Below are 16,836 nucleotides of genomic sequence, written 5' to 3'. Positions count from 1 at the left end.
GTCTTTGCTGCGCGCTTTCTTTGTGCAGGCAATATCGCTACCTGCTATTTAACCAGGTTGTTCTCCAGCTCAAGCAGGCGCGTCTCCGTAACTTTTACCGTATAGGCAGCATCGACCAGGCGCGCCAGTGCCGCCACATAGCTGCTCTCCGCTTCCCTCAGCTCCAGGGTATTGGCAACGCCCACACGGAAGCGGGCCTGCTGGATCATGACATTTTCTTCCGCATAACGGATGTTCTCTTTTTCCAGGTCAAGGCTTTTCAATGCATTGTCGTAGCTGCGCCAGGCGGTACGGTAACGGGCGGCCAGGCTGGTCTGCAGGCGCTGTACCATCAGGTCCTGCCGGAACACTTCCTGCCGGGCTACTTTTTTCTGGCGCTGCAGGTTGAAGCCGTTGAACAACGGCAAAGTCAGGTTCAGCCCGCCCTGCGGACCATAGGTCCGGTTGAACAAGGTAACGCCTGCGCCATTTTGCGTACGGTTGTAGTTGTAGGCCGCCGAAAGGTCGAGCACCGGCAGCTGGGCCCCGTTGGCCAGCTTCAGATCATACTCCGACAAGCGCTTTTGCTGCCGGGCGAGCTGTACCGAAAAGTTACGGTCCATCCAACGGTCCTTATCCTGGTAAACCAAATCCTTATTCAAATGCAGGCTGTCCTGGACATCATAGTTCATGAACTGGTCGCGCCCCAGCAGGACCATCAGGCTATCCTTAGCCTGGCGCAGCAAGGCCGACTGTGTGAGAAACGCCGACTTGCTGGCATTATAGTCCACCTGCGCCTGCAGGTAATCGGTCTTGGCCGAAGTACCCACTTCAAATTTTTTCTTCGCCAGGTCCATACGTACCCTGGCCAGGGCCATGGCGGTATCGATGGCCACCAATTGCTGCTTCTGGCGCACCACCTCGGCATAGCTGATCACCACCTGCGAAACCGTGCTCTGTATCTGCTGCTTCAGATTGGTATTCCCTATAGACTGCAGCTCTTCCAGCCGGCGCTTGTTGGTAAACATGCGTAAACCGTCGAACAGTATCCAGTCCAGCTGCACAGCGCCGCTCAGGGTTTGTGAGCGGGCGCCCTTCCGGTTCTGCACATCGCCGGTGGCCAGCTCTACGTGGGCATCGGTAATATTGCCGTTCAGGCCGCCGGTAGCATTCAGCACGGGCAGCATACCGGCATTGCCGATCGTGTTGTTGGTTTTTGCCTGGTCCAGCTGCACCTTCACGATCTGGATGTCGAAATTTTGATCCAGCGCTGCGGCAATCGCATCGTTCAGGGTCAGCATAGAATCCTGCAGCGTATCCTGCGCAGCGACCGGCAGCGACAGTGTCATCAGCAATAAGGCAGGCCACAGGGCGTATTTTATCTTCCGGATCATTCTTGCTTGTAAATTTCTTTTTTTATCGGGAATCATTCATCCAGCTTTTGTATGGCCGATACCTGCTTTACTTTTCTACGGCTCAGGAAGGTATACATCACGGGCACAACAAAAAGCGACAGCAACAGGGAGAACATTACCCCTCCTACAATAACGATACCCAGCGGGATACGGCTGGTACTGGCTGCGCCCAGCGACAAGGCCAGGGGCAGCGCGCCGCCTGCCATGGCAAGGCTGGTCATCAGGATCGGCCGCAGCCTCATCTTAGCGGCATTCACCACAGCCTCCCGTTTGGAGGCGCCGGTATCCCGGATATGGTTGGCATATTCCACGATAAGGATACCATTCTTGGTCACCAGGCCGATGAGCATGATCATACCGATCTGGGAAAAGATGTTCAGCGTTTGTCCGAAGAGCCATAGCGACAGTACCGCTCCGGCAATAGCCAGGGGTACGGTAAGCATAATGATAATGGGGTCGATGAAGCTTTCAAACTGTGCGGCCAGCACCAGGTAGATCAGCACCAGGGCCAGCAGGAAGGCGAACAAAGTATTGGAAGAGCTTTCCGCGTAGTCTTTGGACGATCCGGCAAGGGCCGAGGTAAACGATTCGTCGATCACTTTTTTCTGCTGCAGGCTGCTGTAGATCCGCTGCATCTCGGCAATACCATCGCCAAGCGTATAGCCGGTAGCCGGGTTGGCCGATATGGTCGCCGATTTATAACGGTTATAGTGGTAGATCTGCGATGGGCTGATGCTTTCTTCGGCATGGATCACATTGTCGAGCGAGATCATGGCGCCGCTCGGCGTTCTTACATAATAATATTTCAGGTTGACCGGTTCGTCGCGGTTGGCGCGGGTTACCTGGCCTATGACCTGGTATTGCTTACCGTTCATGGTAAAATAACCCAGGCGTCCGTTACTGAGCGCCATTTGCAGGGCCTGCGATACATCGGCAACCGATATGCCCAGCTGCGAAGCCTTGGCCCTGTCTACAGTAACCCTCAGCTCCGGCTTGTTCACTTTAAGATCCACGTCCACGTTCTGGAACACTTTGCTCTTGTTGGCCTCGTCCATGAACTGCGGCAACGCCGTACTCAGCTTATCAAAATTAATGTTCTCCAGAACAAAGGCTACGGGCAAACGGCTGCCGCCGCCACGCTGCACGGCGATGGTCTGTTCCTGTATGGCATAGGTCTGACCGAAGTTGAATTTTTTAAATCCTTTGTTCAGGGCCTGCACGATATCGTCCTGTGAACGGGTACGTTCTTCGGGGGGAGACAGGCGGATATTGCCATTGGCCGAATTGACAGCGCCAGCGCCGCTGAAGCCCGGCGCAGTGGTCGTAAGCACGATCTCCTTTTCCGGTACGGAATCGATAACATACTGGCCTACCTGGTCCACATATTTGTCCATGGCATCATAAGAGGTGCCTTCAGGCGCAGTAAGGGCCAGGCGAAAACGGGAACGGTCTTCCAGCGGCGCCAGCTCGCTCTTCAGGCCCGAACCGAAGAAATAGATCGCTGCCAGGCAGGCCACAATACCTGCGGTCGCGATCCAGCGATGTCCCATGATCCATTCCAGGGCGCGCCGGTAGCGGTTTTCCAGGCCGGCGAAAAAAGGCTCGGTCTTCGTATAGAACTTCGATTTCTTCGTCGTATCCTTCCGGGAAAGATAAACATTGAGCACAGGCGTAAGGGTGAGCGATACAAAGCAGGAGATAATAACCGCGCCGGCCACCACGATACCAAACTCCCGGAAAAGTCTTCCTGTAAAGCCTTGCAGGAAGACGATCGGCAGGAAGATGATGGCCAGGGTAATGGATGTGGCGATAACGGCAAAGTAGATCTCCTCGCTTCCTTCGCGGGCTGCCCGGTGCTTGTCCATGCCGGCTTCCATCTTTTTGTAGATATTCTCCGCCACCACGATACCATCGTCCACCACCAGGCCGGTGGCCAGCACTATAGCCAGCAGGGTAAGGATATTGATGGTAAAGCCCATGATGTACATGATGAAGAAGGCGCCGATAAGGCTTACCGGTATATCGATCAGCGGCCGTATGGAAATAAGGATATCGCGGAAGAAGAGGTAGATGATGATCACCACCAGGGCAAAGGCGATAAAGATCGTTTCTTCCACCTCGCTGATGGACTTTTTTATGGTAACGGTATTGTCCAGCGCGATATTGAGCTTGATATCAGAAGGAATATCCTTTTTGATCTGGTCGAAACGTTTATAGAATTCTTCGGCGATGGCTACATAGTTGGACCCCGGCTGGGGAATTACGGCAAGGGCAACCATGGGCACCCCGCTTTCTTTAAGCTGGGTCTCTTCGTTCTCGGGACCCAGCACGGCTTCGCCGATCTCGCGGATATGAATGTCGCTGCCGTTCACGTTCTTAACGATAAGGCCTTCAAAGTCATCTTCGGTCTGCAGGCGGCCCAGGGTCCTTACGGATAGCTCGGTCTGGTAGCCGGCTACCTTTCCCGAAGGCAGCTCAATATTCTGGCGGTCGAGCGCAGCCTGCACATCGCTGAAGGTAATGCCGTAGGCGGCCATTTTCATCGGGTCGAACCACAAGCGCATGGCGTAACGCTTCTGCCCCCATATCTGGATGCTGCTGACGCCGGGTATGGTCTGCAACCTTTCCTGCAATACATTTTCGGCATAGTCGCTCAGCTGAAGCTGATTGCGCGTATTGCTCTGCACGGTCATAGAAAGAATGGGCTGGGAATTGGCGTCGGCTTTGGATACTACCGGCGGAGCGTCGATATCCTGGGGCAGGTTGCGCAGCGCCTGCGATACCTTGTCACGCACGTCGTTGGCTGCCGCTTCCAGGTCTTCGCCCAGGTCGAACTCGACGGTGATATTGCTGGTACCCTGGCTGCTCGACGAAGAGATATTGCTGATACCGGCGATACCGTTGATCGATTTCTCCAGCGGCTCCGTGATCTGCGATTCGATAATATCAGGGTTGGCGCCGGCGTAGCTGGTCCGCACATTGATGATTGGCGGATCGATGGAAGGGTAGTCCCGTACCCCCAGGAATTTAAAGGCAATAAAGCCGAAGATCAGGATAAAGATATTGGCTACTACTGCGAAAACCGGTCTTTTTAACGCGAGGGATGGTAAGCTCATTAGTTATATATGCGATGTAGATACGGAAGCTTAATGCTGTTTGTTCGATGCCGACAGTGACTGGTCCTGGACTTCTGCTATGGCGAGAAACATTCTTTTCCAGTCGGTATGCTTTCCTTCCTGCTTACCCAGACGAACGATAATGATCCCGCTTTGCGGGTGCACATAAATATATTGTCCCAACAGGCCTACTGCCATAAAATCGGGTGTCTGTCCATCAGGTCCCCTGTTGTGCCACCATTGATAAGAATAAATACCGTTATTTTTCGGACGATCGAAGGTAACGGAACGCTTAACCCACTCGGCGGGCACTACCTGCCGGCCATCCCAGCGGCCGCCATTCAGGTACAGCCGGCCGAACTTGGCATAATCCCGGGCAATCGCATTCAGGCAGCAGAACGCCTTTTCTGTCTGGCCCTTTTTGCTGTCTATGCTCCAGCTGGCATCAGATTCCATATGCAGGGGCTGCCATATTTTTTCCTGCAGGTAAGCTGCCAGCGTTTTCCCTGTGGCCTGGCTGACGATCATACCCAGCAGCTGCGTGTTGAGGCTGGTATATTCAAAATGCTGCCCGGGTGCTTCCTTCACCTTAAGGCGGGAAACGTACTTTTTCAGGTTGGTACCATAATAGTATTTGGCTACATCGCCGAAAGGGTTGAAATAGCTTTCATTGAAAGCCAGCCCCGACTGCATGTCCAGCAGGTGCTCAATTGTGATCTTTCCGAATTTTTCTTTATCCAGCGCGGGGAAATAGTCGGTGATCGGCTGGTCCACACTTTTAATATATCCTTCGCCGATAGCAATACCGACCAATGCGGATACAAAGGACTTGGCCGCCGAAAATGAGGGCACGATACTGCTCTGATCGTAATGATCAAAATATTTTTCGTAGTAAAGGCTATCGTTGCGAATGACCAGGAACGCAACTGTTTTGGTACGCTCCAGGTATTGCTCAAAGGTATACTGCTTGTCCTTAACCGTTACCTCCCGGGGTAGCCTGATGATGGCGGAATCGTTCCTGATGTTGGCCGAAGAGATGAAGCGAAAGGCGGCGCCATTACGGGCGACTGTGTGCGCCGGAAACTTTTTATAGTCCTTAATATCGGCAAAATTGTAGATAAAAAACCGCCCCACATGGCAGGAGGAGCAGCAAAGCAAGCAGCATAGCGAGGCGATGGTTAATCTCATGCGAACATTGGCCGGGTTAGAGAGACAGAACCGCTTAGACCCCGGAATCCCCACAAAGTTTAAGCGCTGTAAACATTTTAGCATAGAAGTCATCCTTTATAGCTGTGAATACCTTGAATGCATTTTTCACAACACCTGCAAACAAACACTAATTAGCACAAATTTACATTCGTTAACAGCGCCCCTTTGTACCTTAAGCTCCTGTTATTCACTTATCCTTATTAATTGTTATGAAAAAGACATTTTTACAAACAGCAGGTATTTTTGTATGTGGTCTCTTGCTGGCCATAACAACCCAGGCGCAGATCCGCCAGACCAATCTCCAGGTGCAGCTGGTAAGTCCCACAGCCAACCAGGTGTATAATTTCGGCGACACGATAAAGCTGAGCTTTACACTTAAAAACAACGGCCCCGATGTATTGCGTGCCGGGGATACCCTCGTATTTTCGCATTCGCTGAGCCAGAATCCTGCCGCCACATTGGTAGGACAGCTGACCAACAATGCCGACCTGGCCAGCGGCGCCACCACACCAGCCGCGATTATCGCACAGGCTAAGAACAACAACACAACCGGCTCGGATCAGACAGCAAGTATCTGCATTGTGGCACTCAATGTCAATACTGCGGGTCTGACCATAAATGGCAACCCGTTTAACGTTACCTGGAATGATTCCGACACGGCCAACAACCGCAGCTGCGCTACTGCTACATTAAAGAAACAACCCACCTCCGGCATCTTCGAAACCGGCAACGGGTATGCTGCGCTAGTCTTAAGCCCTAACCCTGCACAGGACAAAGTTAGTTTCACCCTGGATCTGGACAAACCGGGGCAGGTAACCCTGTATATAAGGGACATTCAAGGCAGGGAAGTGATCCGCAGGGACTACGGTAAAGCTGCTGCCGGAGCCGGGAAACATTTCGATCTTGACCTGGCCCCCTTAAAGAGCGGCATGTATTTTGCCGAACTCAGCGCAGGAGATCATAAATTTAAAGGAAAGCTAAGCGTGCAACGTTAGACCCTGAGCCCGACAAAAAGGGACCGTTTTTATAAGCGGTCCCTTTGTATTTACAGGAAATGCAATATTTCTTCCAGGTGCTTTCTTTCGTTGCTTAAGCGGGGCACTTTATGCTGGCCGCCCAGCTTCCCCTTGCTTTTAAGCCAGGTATTGAAGCCCCCCTTGGGCATCCGGTGCACGATAGGCATACGCAGCGCGATATCCTTGTGGCGCTTGGCTTCGTAGTCGCTGTTGATCTTCTGCAGCGCTTTGTCCATTTCCGCAGTAAAGGTTTCAAGTGGTACCGGCAGGTATTCGAATTCGATGATCCATTCATGTGCGCCGTTTTCGCTGCCACTCATATATACAGGCGCTGCGGTATAGTCGTTGACCACGGCGCCTGTGATCCGGCTGGCTTCTGCTATGGCATGATCACTGTTGTCGACGATCACTTCTTCCCCGAAAGCATTGATGTAGTGTTTCAGTCTGCCGCTCACTCTGATCCGGTAGGGTTCGGTAGAAGTAAATTGCACGGTGTCGCCTACAAGGTAGCGCCACAGGCCACCATTGGTGCTGATGACCAGCGCATAATTTTTACCGGTCTCTACTTCCCGCAGGCCCAGGGTCTCCGGGTGATCTTTGCCATACTCCTCCATGGGCATGAACTCGAAAAAGATGCCATGGTTGAGGAACAGGAGCATGCCTTCCTCATTGATATTGTCCTGGGCGGCAAAGAAACCTTCAGAAGCATTATAGGTTTCCATATACCGCATATTTTCTGAAGGGATAAGCTCGGCAAACTGGCTGCGGTAAGGCGTAAAGCTTACGCCGCCGTGAATGTACAGCTCCAGGTTGGGCCATATCTTATGCAGGTCTTTTTCGCCCGCGATCTCCAGTATACGCTTAATGAGGACCAGGGTCCAGGTAGGCACGCCGGCGATGAAGGTGATGTTTTCATGAAAAACACTATATATCATCGCCTCGAGCTTAGCCTCCCACTCGTCCATCAGCGCTACCGACAACTCGGGCGCCCGCATCACCTGGCCCATAAAAGGCATATTTTGCAGCATAACGGCCGAAAGATCGCCGTAGAAAGAGTCGGCGTTCAATTGGTTGACCTGGTGGCTGCCGCCTATGGTCAGGCACTTCCCGTTCATCATGCTGCTTTGCGGGAACTGCCTCAGATACAGCGACAATACATCTTTGCCCGATTTGAAATGCGTATCATCGAGCGAGTCCTTGCTCACCGGGATAAACTTGCTTTTGTCGCTGGTGGTACCGCTGCTTTTGGCAAACCAGTTGATGGGATCGGCCCAAAGGACGTTTTGCTGCCCTTCCAGTATTTTCTGGATATAAGGTTTCAGCGAATCGTAGTCGTTTACAGGCACTCTTTGCTTGAATTCCCGGATGGAATTGATATGTTCAAAGTCGTATTGCTTGCCGTATTCGGTGAACTGAGCGGATCCCACCAGGTGGTTGAATACCTGCTTTTGCGTATCGATCGGGTTCAACGCAAAATTGTCAATTGCGCTCAGGCGCAATTTCATATAGCTTTTGATGGCTGGCGAGATGATGCTCATGTGGTCCAAAATTATTCAAATTTCCCATAAAGTCAATACCCCGCAGCAATTCGGGCCAAAGCTCCCGGGAAATGTTAAAGATCACCCAACTAATCGATTCTGCGCCATGTCTTCTACCCTAGCGACCAAGACATAACCAGTATCAAACAGCATTCGCCCCATGAAAAAATGTATTTACTCAAATGCATTGTGCATCTTTCTTGTGCTATGCTCCTGCATGACCACTTTTGCCAGAGGCTCCCATTCTCATCCTGCTACCGGCCAAAGACAAATCAATGTAAAAAAAGTTGGCCTTGATTTCATTGAGAATAAAGGCCAATGGGATGCCCGCGCGCGCTATGGCGCTGAGCTGCCGGGAGGCGCCGTGTTCCTGACCGGGAACGGCTTTATGTATAGCTATTACAACCAGGAAGAGGTAGCAAGGCTGCATGAGCTATGGCATGAAAAAAACAAAAATGTAGACAAGGAGATCGTGCACGGGCATGCTTACTCGGTTTCATTTGAAGGCGCCCTGGCTGGTGTGCGCAGCGCACCGGATGAAAAACGCGGCTACTATGTGAACTATTTCCTCGGTAAGGACCGCGCCCACTGGGCCGGTGGTGTTTCCGTTTTCGGGAAAGTAGTGCAAAAAAGTATCTACAATGGTATTGATATGGCCGTGTACAGCAAGGAACACGCCATGAAATACGACCTGCTTGTAGCGCCGGGCGCCGATCCGGCGCAGATCGTGCTCGCTTACGAAGGCGTAAAGCCCCAGCTCACCGAGCAGGGACATCTGCGTATCAAGACCTCGGTGAACGAGATCACCGAGCAGGCGCCCTATTCTTACCAGGTGATCAACGGCCGCCAGCAGGAGGTTAAGTCCCGCTACAAGATCAGCGGCAATAAAGTAAGCTTTGAATTTCCCGAAGGATATGACAAGAGCCTGCCGCTCGTAATTGATCCGGTGCTGGTATTCGCTACTTTCAGCGGCGGCGGTGGCGGCGGTAACGGCAACGGCTATTATGCTTATAGCTCTACTTACGATGCCCAGGGCAATATGTATGCTTCCTCCGGCGCCTACCACCTGGGCTGGCCTACGACTACCAATGCCTTCCAGACTACTTTCGGCGGTGTAAGGGACGTGAGCATCAACAAATACAATGCCACCGGCAGCACCCTGATCTATTCCACTTATTACGGCGGCTCGGGCACCGACTTCGCTCATGCGATGCGCGTGAATAATGCCGACGAGCTGGTTGTTGCGGGCAGCACCAATTCCATTGACCTGCCGGTAACTACCGGCTGCTACGACAACTCGCTTAACGGCGGCTCCGATATCTTCGTCGCACACTTCAACGGTACGGGCACCGACCTGATCGGGGCGACGTATATGGGCGGCGATAACGTAGAGCCAACGGCCTTCAGCTTTGGTTTTACCAACCCGATCACCGATAATAATGCCGGTGTTTCCAGCCCCCTGGAGCTCACCTTCGATCAGCAGGACAATATCTGGGTGGCCGGCAATACCAATTCCAATGATTTTCCCACGCAGACCGGCACTTTTTATACGACCAATACAGTTTACAAAAAACTGTGCCCCGGCACCAGCTACACTTTCGGCACCACCGTGCTGACCACTGCCGGTGTATATAAAGATACCTTTACCACTGCCGCATGCGACAGTATCGTCACCCTGCACCTGATTGCGGCTCCTTATAAGACTTATACCTTTAACCATACCATTTGCCAGGGCAGCACTTATAATTTCGGCGGAACGCTTCTCAGCACTACCGGCAACTATGTAGATACGTTCGCTACTTCCGGCTGCGACAGTATCGTAACACTGAACCTGACGGTAAACCCGCTGATCACCAATTCAGTTGTGGCTACGGTTTGCGCCGGCAACGCTTATAATTTTGGCGGGACCATCCTGACGGCATCGGGTACTTATAAGGATACCTTTGCCACAGCGGGCTGCGACAGTATTGTTACCCTGACCCTGACCGTCAATCCCTACCTGCGCGACACCCTGAACGAGACTGTATGCGCAGGAGGAAGCTACCGCTTCGGCGATACCTCGCTTACTGCCGCAGGTATGTATACCGATACGTTCAAAAACTTCAACGGCTGCGACAGTATCGTGACACTGTTCCTCAACAGCGGGACCTATACTGTTCATACCGTGACCGCGGGCTTCTGTCCCGGCGGCAGCTATACCTTCGGCGATGCCGTACTCAACGAGCCGGGTACCTACCGGGATACCTTTGCTACTGCGGCCTGTGACAGCATCGTTATCCTGCGGTTGAAGGAGAGGCCTTATATACGGAATACCATTACACCGACAATCTGTGTGAATGGCAGCTTCCCCTTCGGCTCGCAGGTACTGACCACAGCCGGCACCTATGTGGATACCTTCGCAACGGCAGGCTGCGACAGCATTGTTACCGTGGAGCTGACCGTAAAGCCCAATATCCTTAATGCCTTCCCCGTCACCCTGTGTCCCGGCACGACTTACCAATTCGGGTCGCAGACCATCAGTACGGCGGGTATTTACATCCAGACTTTCCCGACCGCTACCTGCGACAGCGTGGTCACGATCACTGCCAGTGTAAATCCTTATATCACCAATAATATAACGGAAAGCCTGTGCCCGGGCGGTACTTATCTTTTCGGCACGACAGTGCTGACTGCGCCGGGCGTCTATACAGATACTTTTGCGACTTCGGGATGTGACAGTATTGTTACCCTTACGCTGAACGGACCTTATACCAATACGCTTAACGGAGGTATCGACGTGGTGCTGTTCAAGCTGAATCCCGCCTGCGACGACCTGTTGTTCAGCCGTTATATCGGCGGTGCGGGCGATGATTCGCCTACAAGCCTCGAGTTTACCAATTCGGGTAAGCTGGCGCTCTGCGGCATTACAACAAGCGCAGATTTCCCCACCACTGCCGGTGTATTGCATACTGCTGCACCCGGTGGCGGCCAGGACGGTTATGTTTCGCTTATCGATCCCAACAGCGGCAACCTCGACCGCGCTACCTACCTGGGTACTACTGCAACCGATCATGCTGTAGCCGTGCAGGTAGATGCCGGCGATAATGTTTATGTGCTGGGCCGTACACTGGGTACCTATCCCATCAGCCCCGGCGTATGGGAAAGTGCCAATAACGGCGACGTGTTCATTGACAAGCTCAACCCCGACCTGTCAGCATCTGTGCTGTCGACAAGGGTGGGCAACCCCCAGGGCGCCGGACAGTTCTTCCCGTCGGCCTTCCTGGTGGATATCTGCCGCAATGTATATGTAGCGGGATACTACGCCCAGAACGGCATGCCGCTGTCGACCGATGCCTACCAGACCAATCCCGCGCCGTTCTGGTTCGGTGTGCTCCAGCCAGACTTTACCGGCCTGCTCTTCGGCTCTTATTTTGGTGTGGGTAACGACCATGGGCACTGTGGCGTCAGCCGTATGGACCCCGAGGGCATCGTATACCACTCTATCTGCTGCAGCAACAATACCTATCCCGGTACTACCGCCACCAGCTGGGCCCAGAACAAGAATCCCGCGATAGGCCAGGACATCATCAGCTTCAAGTTCAACTTCGAGGCAACCGGTGTGCGTTCCAACTTTGAGCTGGCGCCCGGTGTCAACGACACAGGCTGCGCTCCCTATACCGTAACGATGGTGAATACTTCCAACGCGGCAGTAAGCTACGTATGGGATTTCGGCGACAATACCGGCACCGTAACCGCGACCAATCCCAGCCATACCTATACCGATTCCGGTACCTATACGATCATCCTGTATGCGATCAACCCCAATACCTGCATCACAGAAGATACCGCTACCATGAAGATAAGAGTGCTGAAAGTATTTACTCCCGATCTTACCCTGAAGGATACGATCCTGTGCAGCAACCAGCAGGCAATAGACCTGTCCGTCGTCGTCAATAATCCCACGCCTAACAATACCATTGTCTGGGGACCCGCCAACGGTATTTTCGGTCCCAATAACCAGCCGACCGTAAGCGTCGATCCGGCCCTGCATGATGCCTATTGGGTAACGGTAAAAGATACGATACCCGGCATCTGCGGCCTGTCGACCACCGACACCCTGCACATAGACCTGGCGCCGAGGGTGCTGGATATCCTGAACAACGATACGGCGATATGCGACGGCGCTACGGTGCAGGTCAATGCCACAGGCACACCCGCCTACAGCTATCGCTGGTACCCCAATACCGGTGTAAGCGACTCAACCATCCTGAACCCGACGATCAAAGTAAACGAAACCACGCTATTCAGCCTTACCGGCCGTTATAAGACTTGCCCCGATACGACCGTACTGTTCAAGATCGAGGTCCAGAAAATACCCAAGCTGACAGTGTCTCCGGACAAAGATGTCTGCCAGTGGACGGAAGTAGCGCTGGAATCCGGTGTTACGCCATTCCGCAACGACTACCAATACCGCTGGACGCCGGCGACGCCTAACCTTACGGCGCCGACCGGTCCCAACACCAGCCTGGTAGCGGACACCAGCGTGACTTACCAACTGTATGTTCAAACACCGATCGGTTGCTCCGACAGCGCCAAGGTCCACATCAATGTATTCCCCGGCGGCTTTGGCGCAGCAGCCAGCGATACGGGCTACTGCCCCGGCAGCGAGGCGCCGCTATGGGCCAGCGGAGGTGTCAGCTATACCTGGACACCGGCCGACGGCCTGTCTGATGCGACTTCAGCTGCTCCTGTTGCCACACCGCAGACCAGCACCGATTATACGGTACTCATTAAAGATATCCACAACTGTCTCGACACCGAGAAGGTCAGCGTGAGGGTGTACCCGCAGGCAACGATCAATATGCCTGATAGCATTACGATCTATTCCGGCGAGCAGTACCATCTTGAACCGGGCACCAACGCATCGTATTTCAAATGGTTCCCGCCATCGGGTCTCAGCGGCGTCAATATCGCCGATCCCATAGTGTCGCCTGCTGTGCGGACAAGATATTTCGTAACGGCTACGACCGAAACCGGCTGCATCGTCCTGGATTCGATCGATGTGCTCGTTAACGAAACCGTGATCGATATGCCCAACGCCTTCGCACCATCCGGAACCAACAATCTCTTCAAACCCGCCAAACGAGGTATTGCCAGGCTGAAAGAATTTGCTGTATTCAACCGCTGGGGCAATAAGGTGTACAGCAGCAGCAATATCGAGGAAGGCTGGGACGGCACCTTCAACGGACAGCCGCAGCCCATGGGCGTGTACGTTTACAGCATCGAGGCGGTAACCGACAAAGGCGTGCCCTTTGTCAAAAAAGGCAATGTGACGCTTCTCCGTTAAAAAAAGATGCCTTTCCACTATACCAATTTTAAAAATCCCCCGTCTAAATGGAAGATGGGGGATTTCATTTTTTAAACAGGGAAAAACAGCAGGAAGTAAACCGGACCAGGAAGGACGGTGCACAAAATGATTTCACTGGCAACAAAAGCCTGCAATTTTGTTTTTTTGTTTAAAAACCAAAATCAGCTCTTTACAATTTACAGAAATTAAATTTTTACATTTAATTTATATTTTCATCAAAAACCGTTCGTTTTTGTGTATTTATTTTGATATTGTATACATTCTTTTATAAAAAAAGCGAGTACTAATGAGCTCATATTTTCCTAAAAAGACCTTGCTCTTTTTTTTGCTTTTGCTCAGTACCTCCTGGGCATTTGCCCGGACCAAGCATCCGGCCAGCGCAGCGATACCCAAGTCCGCGAAGAAAACAGGGCTTGATTTTATCGAGAACAAGGGGCAATGGGTAGCGGAAGCCAGATTCAAGGCCGAGCTGCCCGGCGGCGTAATGTTTGTCACTGACCGTGGATTTGTATACAACTACCTGAGCGCTGACGACATGGAACGTTTCCATGAGCTCGGCCACCAGAGCGGCGTCGACTTGAGCAAAGAAGTCATCCGCTCCCATGCTTATCGTGTAAACTTTGTCGGCGCCAACAACGGCATCGCCTATAAACAGGAAAACAAAAGAAGCGCTTATCACAACTATTTCATTGGTAACGACCCTTCAAAATGGGCGGGCAATGTGGGCTTGTTCGGCAAAGTGATGCAGCTCGATGTATACAACGGCATCGATGTAGCGGTCTACAGCAAGAACAACTTGCTGAAGTACGATTTCATTGTGAAGCCCGGCGCCAATACGGCGCAAATCCGCCTGGCTTTTGAAGGGGTACAGCCCGAGCTGACCCCGGAGGGCAACCTGAAGGTCAAAACTTCGGTGAACGAAGTGATCGAGCAGGCGCCTTATTCTTACCAGATGATCAATGGCAGGGAAGTACCGGTGCCTTCCCGTTATGTTTTTGAAAAAGGCCAGCTCAGCTTCGCCTTTCCCGAGGGCTATAATGACCAGTATCCCCTGGTGATCGACCCTACCCTGGTATTTGCCACCTACAGCGGCGCCACCGCCGGCGGCAGCGGTTTCTATGGCTTCAGCACCACCTACGATGACGATGGTAATGCCTATGCCGGCAGCGGCGCAGGCGGCGCAGGCTGGCCCACCTCCTTCGGCCCGGCTTTCCAACCTGCTTACAGCGCCTTCGGCAACTTTATCGTGGGGATCAACAAATACAGCCCGCTCGGCAATGCCCTGGTGTACTCCACTTATTACGGCGGCACCACGGGACCTGAATTTGTGCATACCATGAAAGTGAATCACCTGGGCGAGCTGATCATAGCCGGCAGCGCACAGTCGTCTAATATACCCACTACTGCCGGCTGCATCGACAACACCCTGGGCGGCGTGGTTGATCTCTTCGTTGCGCACTTCAACAGCACCGGTACCGCCCTTATCGGCGCCACCTATCTCGGTGGCTCCTCCTCTGAGCCGAATACCTTCAACTTCAGCAGCCTGAACGGCGGCTTCTTTGGTAACAATGGCGATAACTTCTCCCAGCATACAACCAGTCCTGTAGAGATCAACACCGATGCCACCGGTAATATATGGCTCGTGAGCAATACAAAATCGACTGATTTTCCCGTTTCCACCAATGCCCAGCAGGCTACCCTTTCCGGCGCAGGCACCACCGACGGTGTGATCTGCAAGCTGGACCCTACCTGCTCCAACCTGCTGTACAGCTCCTATATCGGCGGCAATGGCAATGACGGCGTCTTCTCCACGCAATTCAACAGCGCCGGCAATCTGGTGATCGGTGGTGTTACGCAAAGCACCGACTTCCCCACTACTGCAGGAGCCAAAACCACCGTTGCCCCCAGCGCCGGCGGCAGCCTGGACGGCTTCGTCTCTATTATTAACGCCACCAGCGGCGCCATTATGCGCTCCACTTATATGGGTACCGGCAACTCCGACCAGGTGGTGGCCGTGCAGGTGGATGCGACCGACAGGGTATTTGCCTTCGGCCGTACCGACGGCGCTTATACCGTATCGGCAGGGGTGTACTCCATCGGCGGAGGAGATGTATTCATCGACAGGCTGAGCCCTGATCTCAGCACCTCGCAACTGTCTACCATCGTGGGATCGGGTGCGGGCTTCAGTCACTTCTTCCCCGACGGCTTCCTGGTCGATGTATGCGGCAATACTTATGTGACAGGAATGCTGGCGCCTACCGGCCTGCCCACCACAGCAGATGCCGCGTCGACCGATGACAACCTGCCCTTCTGGTTCTGCGTGCTGAAGCCCAACTTCCAGGACCTGCTGTATGGTTCCTATTTCGGCGCAGGCGGCGACCATGTGCACGTAGGCAACAACAGGCTCGATCCCAATGGCGTGGTGTACCACTCCATATGCAACAGCACTACAGGCGGATGGGGAACACCTTCCCTGATCACGCCGGGGGCCTGGTCGACCACAAGGCAGACTACCGGTCAGGATATCATTACTTTTAAATTCGACTTTGAGGCTACGGGGGTCATTTCCAATTTTGCGCTCGACACTACTGTTAACAGGAAAGATACCGGCTGCGTGCCCTATACGATCAAGATGGTCAACAAGACCAACTCGCCTACAGCAGCAGCTGCCACTACTTATCAGTGGGATTTCGGCGACGGCAGCCCGCTGGTGACCACCTCTACGCCTACTCATACCTATACCACTACCGGCGTATTCACCATAACGTTGTATGCGCATAACGATTCGGCCTGTATTAAGGACGATACCGCTTACATGACCGTTACCGTGCTGAAAACTGAGCTACCCGATATAACGGTCAGGGACACCACCATTTGCGGCAGCCAGCCCTCGATCGATATCAGCGTAACCATTCACAACCCATCTCCCAACAATACGATCCAGTGGGGACCTGCTACCGGCATCCTCAGCCCACCCGACCAGGCTACCATTACCGTTGACCCTACGGCCAGCAATCGTTACTGGGTCGTGGTCAAGGATACCATACCCGGTATCTGCGGCTTCTCGGCGACGGATACGGTCCATATCGACCGGGCGCCCAGGGTCCTGGATATCATCACTAACGATACTGTCGTCTGCGAGGGTGCTGTCGTGCCCATTGTCGCCATCGGGACTAGCGGATACAGCTACCATTGGTCGCCGGCCACCGGTGTCAG

General features: G+C 53.2%; 7 protein-coding genes. 3 read left to right on the top strand and 4 right to left on the bottom strand.

Annotated elements, in window-relative coordinates:
* Window positions 1–44 precede the first annotated feature (44 nt).
* From DZC79_RS18125 to DZC79_RS18115, 3 genes are read right to left on the bottom strand one after another with little or no spacing between them, the layout of a single operon-like run.
* Entirely contained in the window at window positions 45–1,373 is a 1,329-nt protein-coding gene (locus DZC79_RS18125; protein WP_198666942.1) for a TolC family protein, read from the bottom strand.
* Window positions 1,374–1,405: 32 nt separating this feature from the next.
* Window positions 1,406–4,510, bottom strand: coding sequence for an efflux RND transporter permease subunit (locus tag DZC79_RS18120; protein WP_118953030.1), 3,105 nt, complete (start codon window positions 4,508–4,510; stop codon window positions 1,406–1,408).
* Between the two features lie 30 nt (window positions 4,511–4,540).
* A complete protein-coding gene (locus DZC79_RS18115; RefSeq protein WP_118953029.1) occupies window positions 4,541–5,698 on the bottom strand; it encodes a serine hydrolase domain-containing protein in 1,158 nt (385 codons plus the stop codon).
* A gap of 230 nt (window positions 5,699–5,928) precedes the next feature.
* On the opposite strand from DZC79_RS18115, the gene DZC79_RS18110 reads away from it, so the two are divergent.
* Entirely contained in the window at window positions 5,929–6,714 is a 786-nt protein-coding gene (locus DZC79_RS18110; RefSeq protein WP_118953028.1) for a T9SS type A sorting domain-containing protein, read from the top strand.
* 50 nt (window positions 6,715–6,764) lie between these two features.
* Here DZC79_RS18110 and DZC79_RS18105 read toward each other — a convergent pair whose 3' ends face one another.
* The gene (locus DZC79_RS18105) at window positions 6,765–8,273 is read right to left on the bottom strand and encodes a GH3 auxin-responsive promoter family protein (RefSeq protein WP_118953027.1); all 1,509 of its coding nucleotides are present in this window, start codon (window positions 8,271–8,273) and stop codon (window positions 6,765–6,767) included.
* 160 nt (window positions 8,274–8,433) lie between these two features.
* Here DZC79_RS18105 and DZC79_RS18100 point away from each other — a divergent pair, with 160 nt between their 5' ends.
* Both DZC79_RS18100 and DZC79_RS18095 read left to right on the top strand, forming a co-directional pair.
* Entirely contained in the window at window positions 8,434–13,599 is a 5,166-nt protein-coding gene (locus DZC79_RS18100) for a DUF7948 domain-containing protein (RefSeq protein WP_118953026.1), read from the top strand.
* 307 nt (window positions 13,600–13,906) lie between these two features.
* On the top strand, window positions 13,907–16,836 hold a 2,930-nt coding region (locus DZC79_RS18095; RefSeq protein WP_118953025.1), incomplete at its 3' end, for a DUF7948 domain-containing protein.

The sequence above is a fragment of the Taibaiella helva genome, from assembly GCF_003545695.1.
Taxonomy (GTDB): Bacteria; Bacteroidota; Bacteroidia; order Chitinophagales; family Chitinophagaceae; genus Taibaiella; species Taibaiella helva.
Note: the sequence above shows the minus strand (reverse complement) of the source record. Positions and strands in the feature narration are given on the sequence as shown.

Coding starts and splice junctions, on each gene's coding strand:
- DZC79_RS18125 (WP_198666942.1), bottom strand. CDS start 1,373: ATGATCCGGAAGATAAAATACGCCCTGTGGCCTGCCTTATTGCTGATG.
- DZC79_RS18120 (WP_118953030.1), bottom strand. CDS start 4,510: ATGAGCTTACCATCCCTCGCGTTAAAAAGACCGGTTTTCGCAGTAGTA.
- DZC79_RS18115 (WP_118953029.1), bottom strand. CDS start 5,698: ATGAGATTAACCATCGCCTCGCTATGCTGCTTGCTTTGCTGCTCCTCC.
- DZC79_RS18110 (WP_118953028.1), top strand. CDS start 5,929: ATGAAAAAGACATTTTTACAAACAGCAGGTATTTTTGTATGTGGTCTC.
- DZC79_RS18105 (WP_118953027.1), bottom strand. CDS start 8,273: ATGAGCATCATCTCGCCAGCCATCAAAAGCTATATGAAATTGCGCCTG.
- DZC79_RS18100 (WP_118953026.1), top strand. CDS start 8,434: ATGAAAAAATGTATTTACTCAAATGCATTGTGCATCTTTCTTGTGCTA.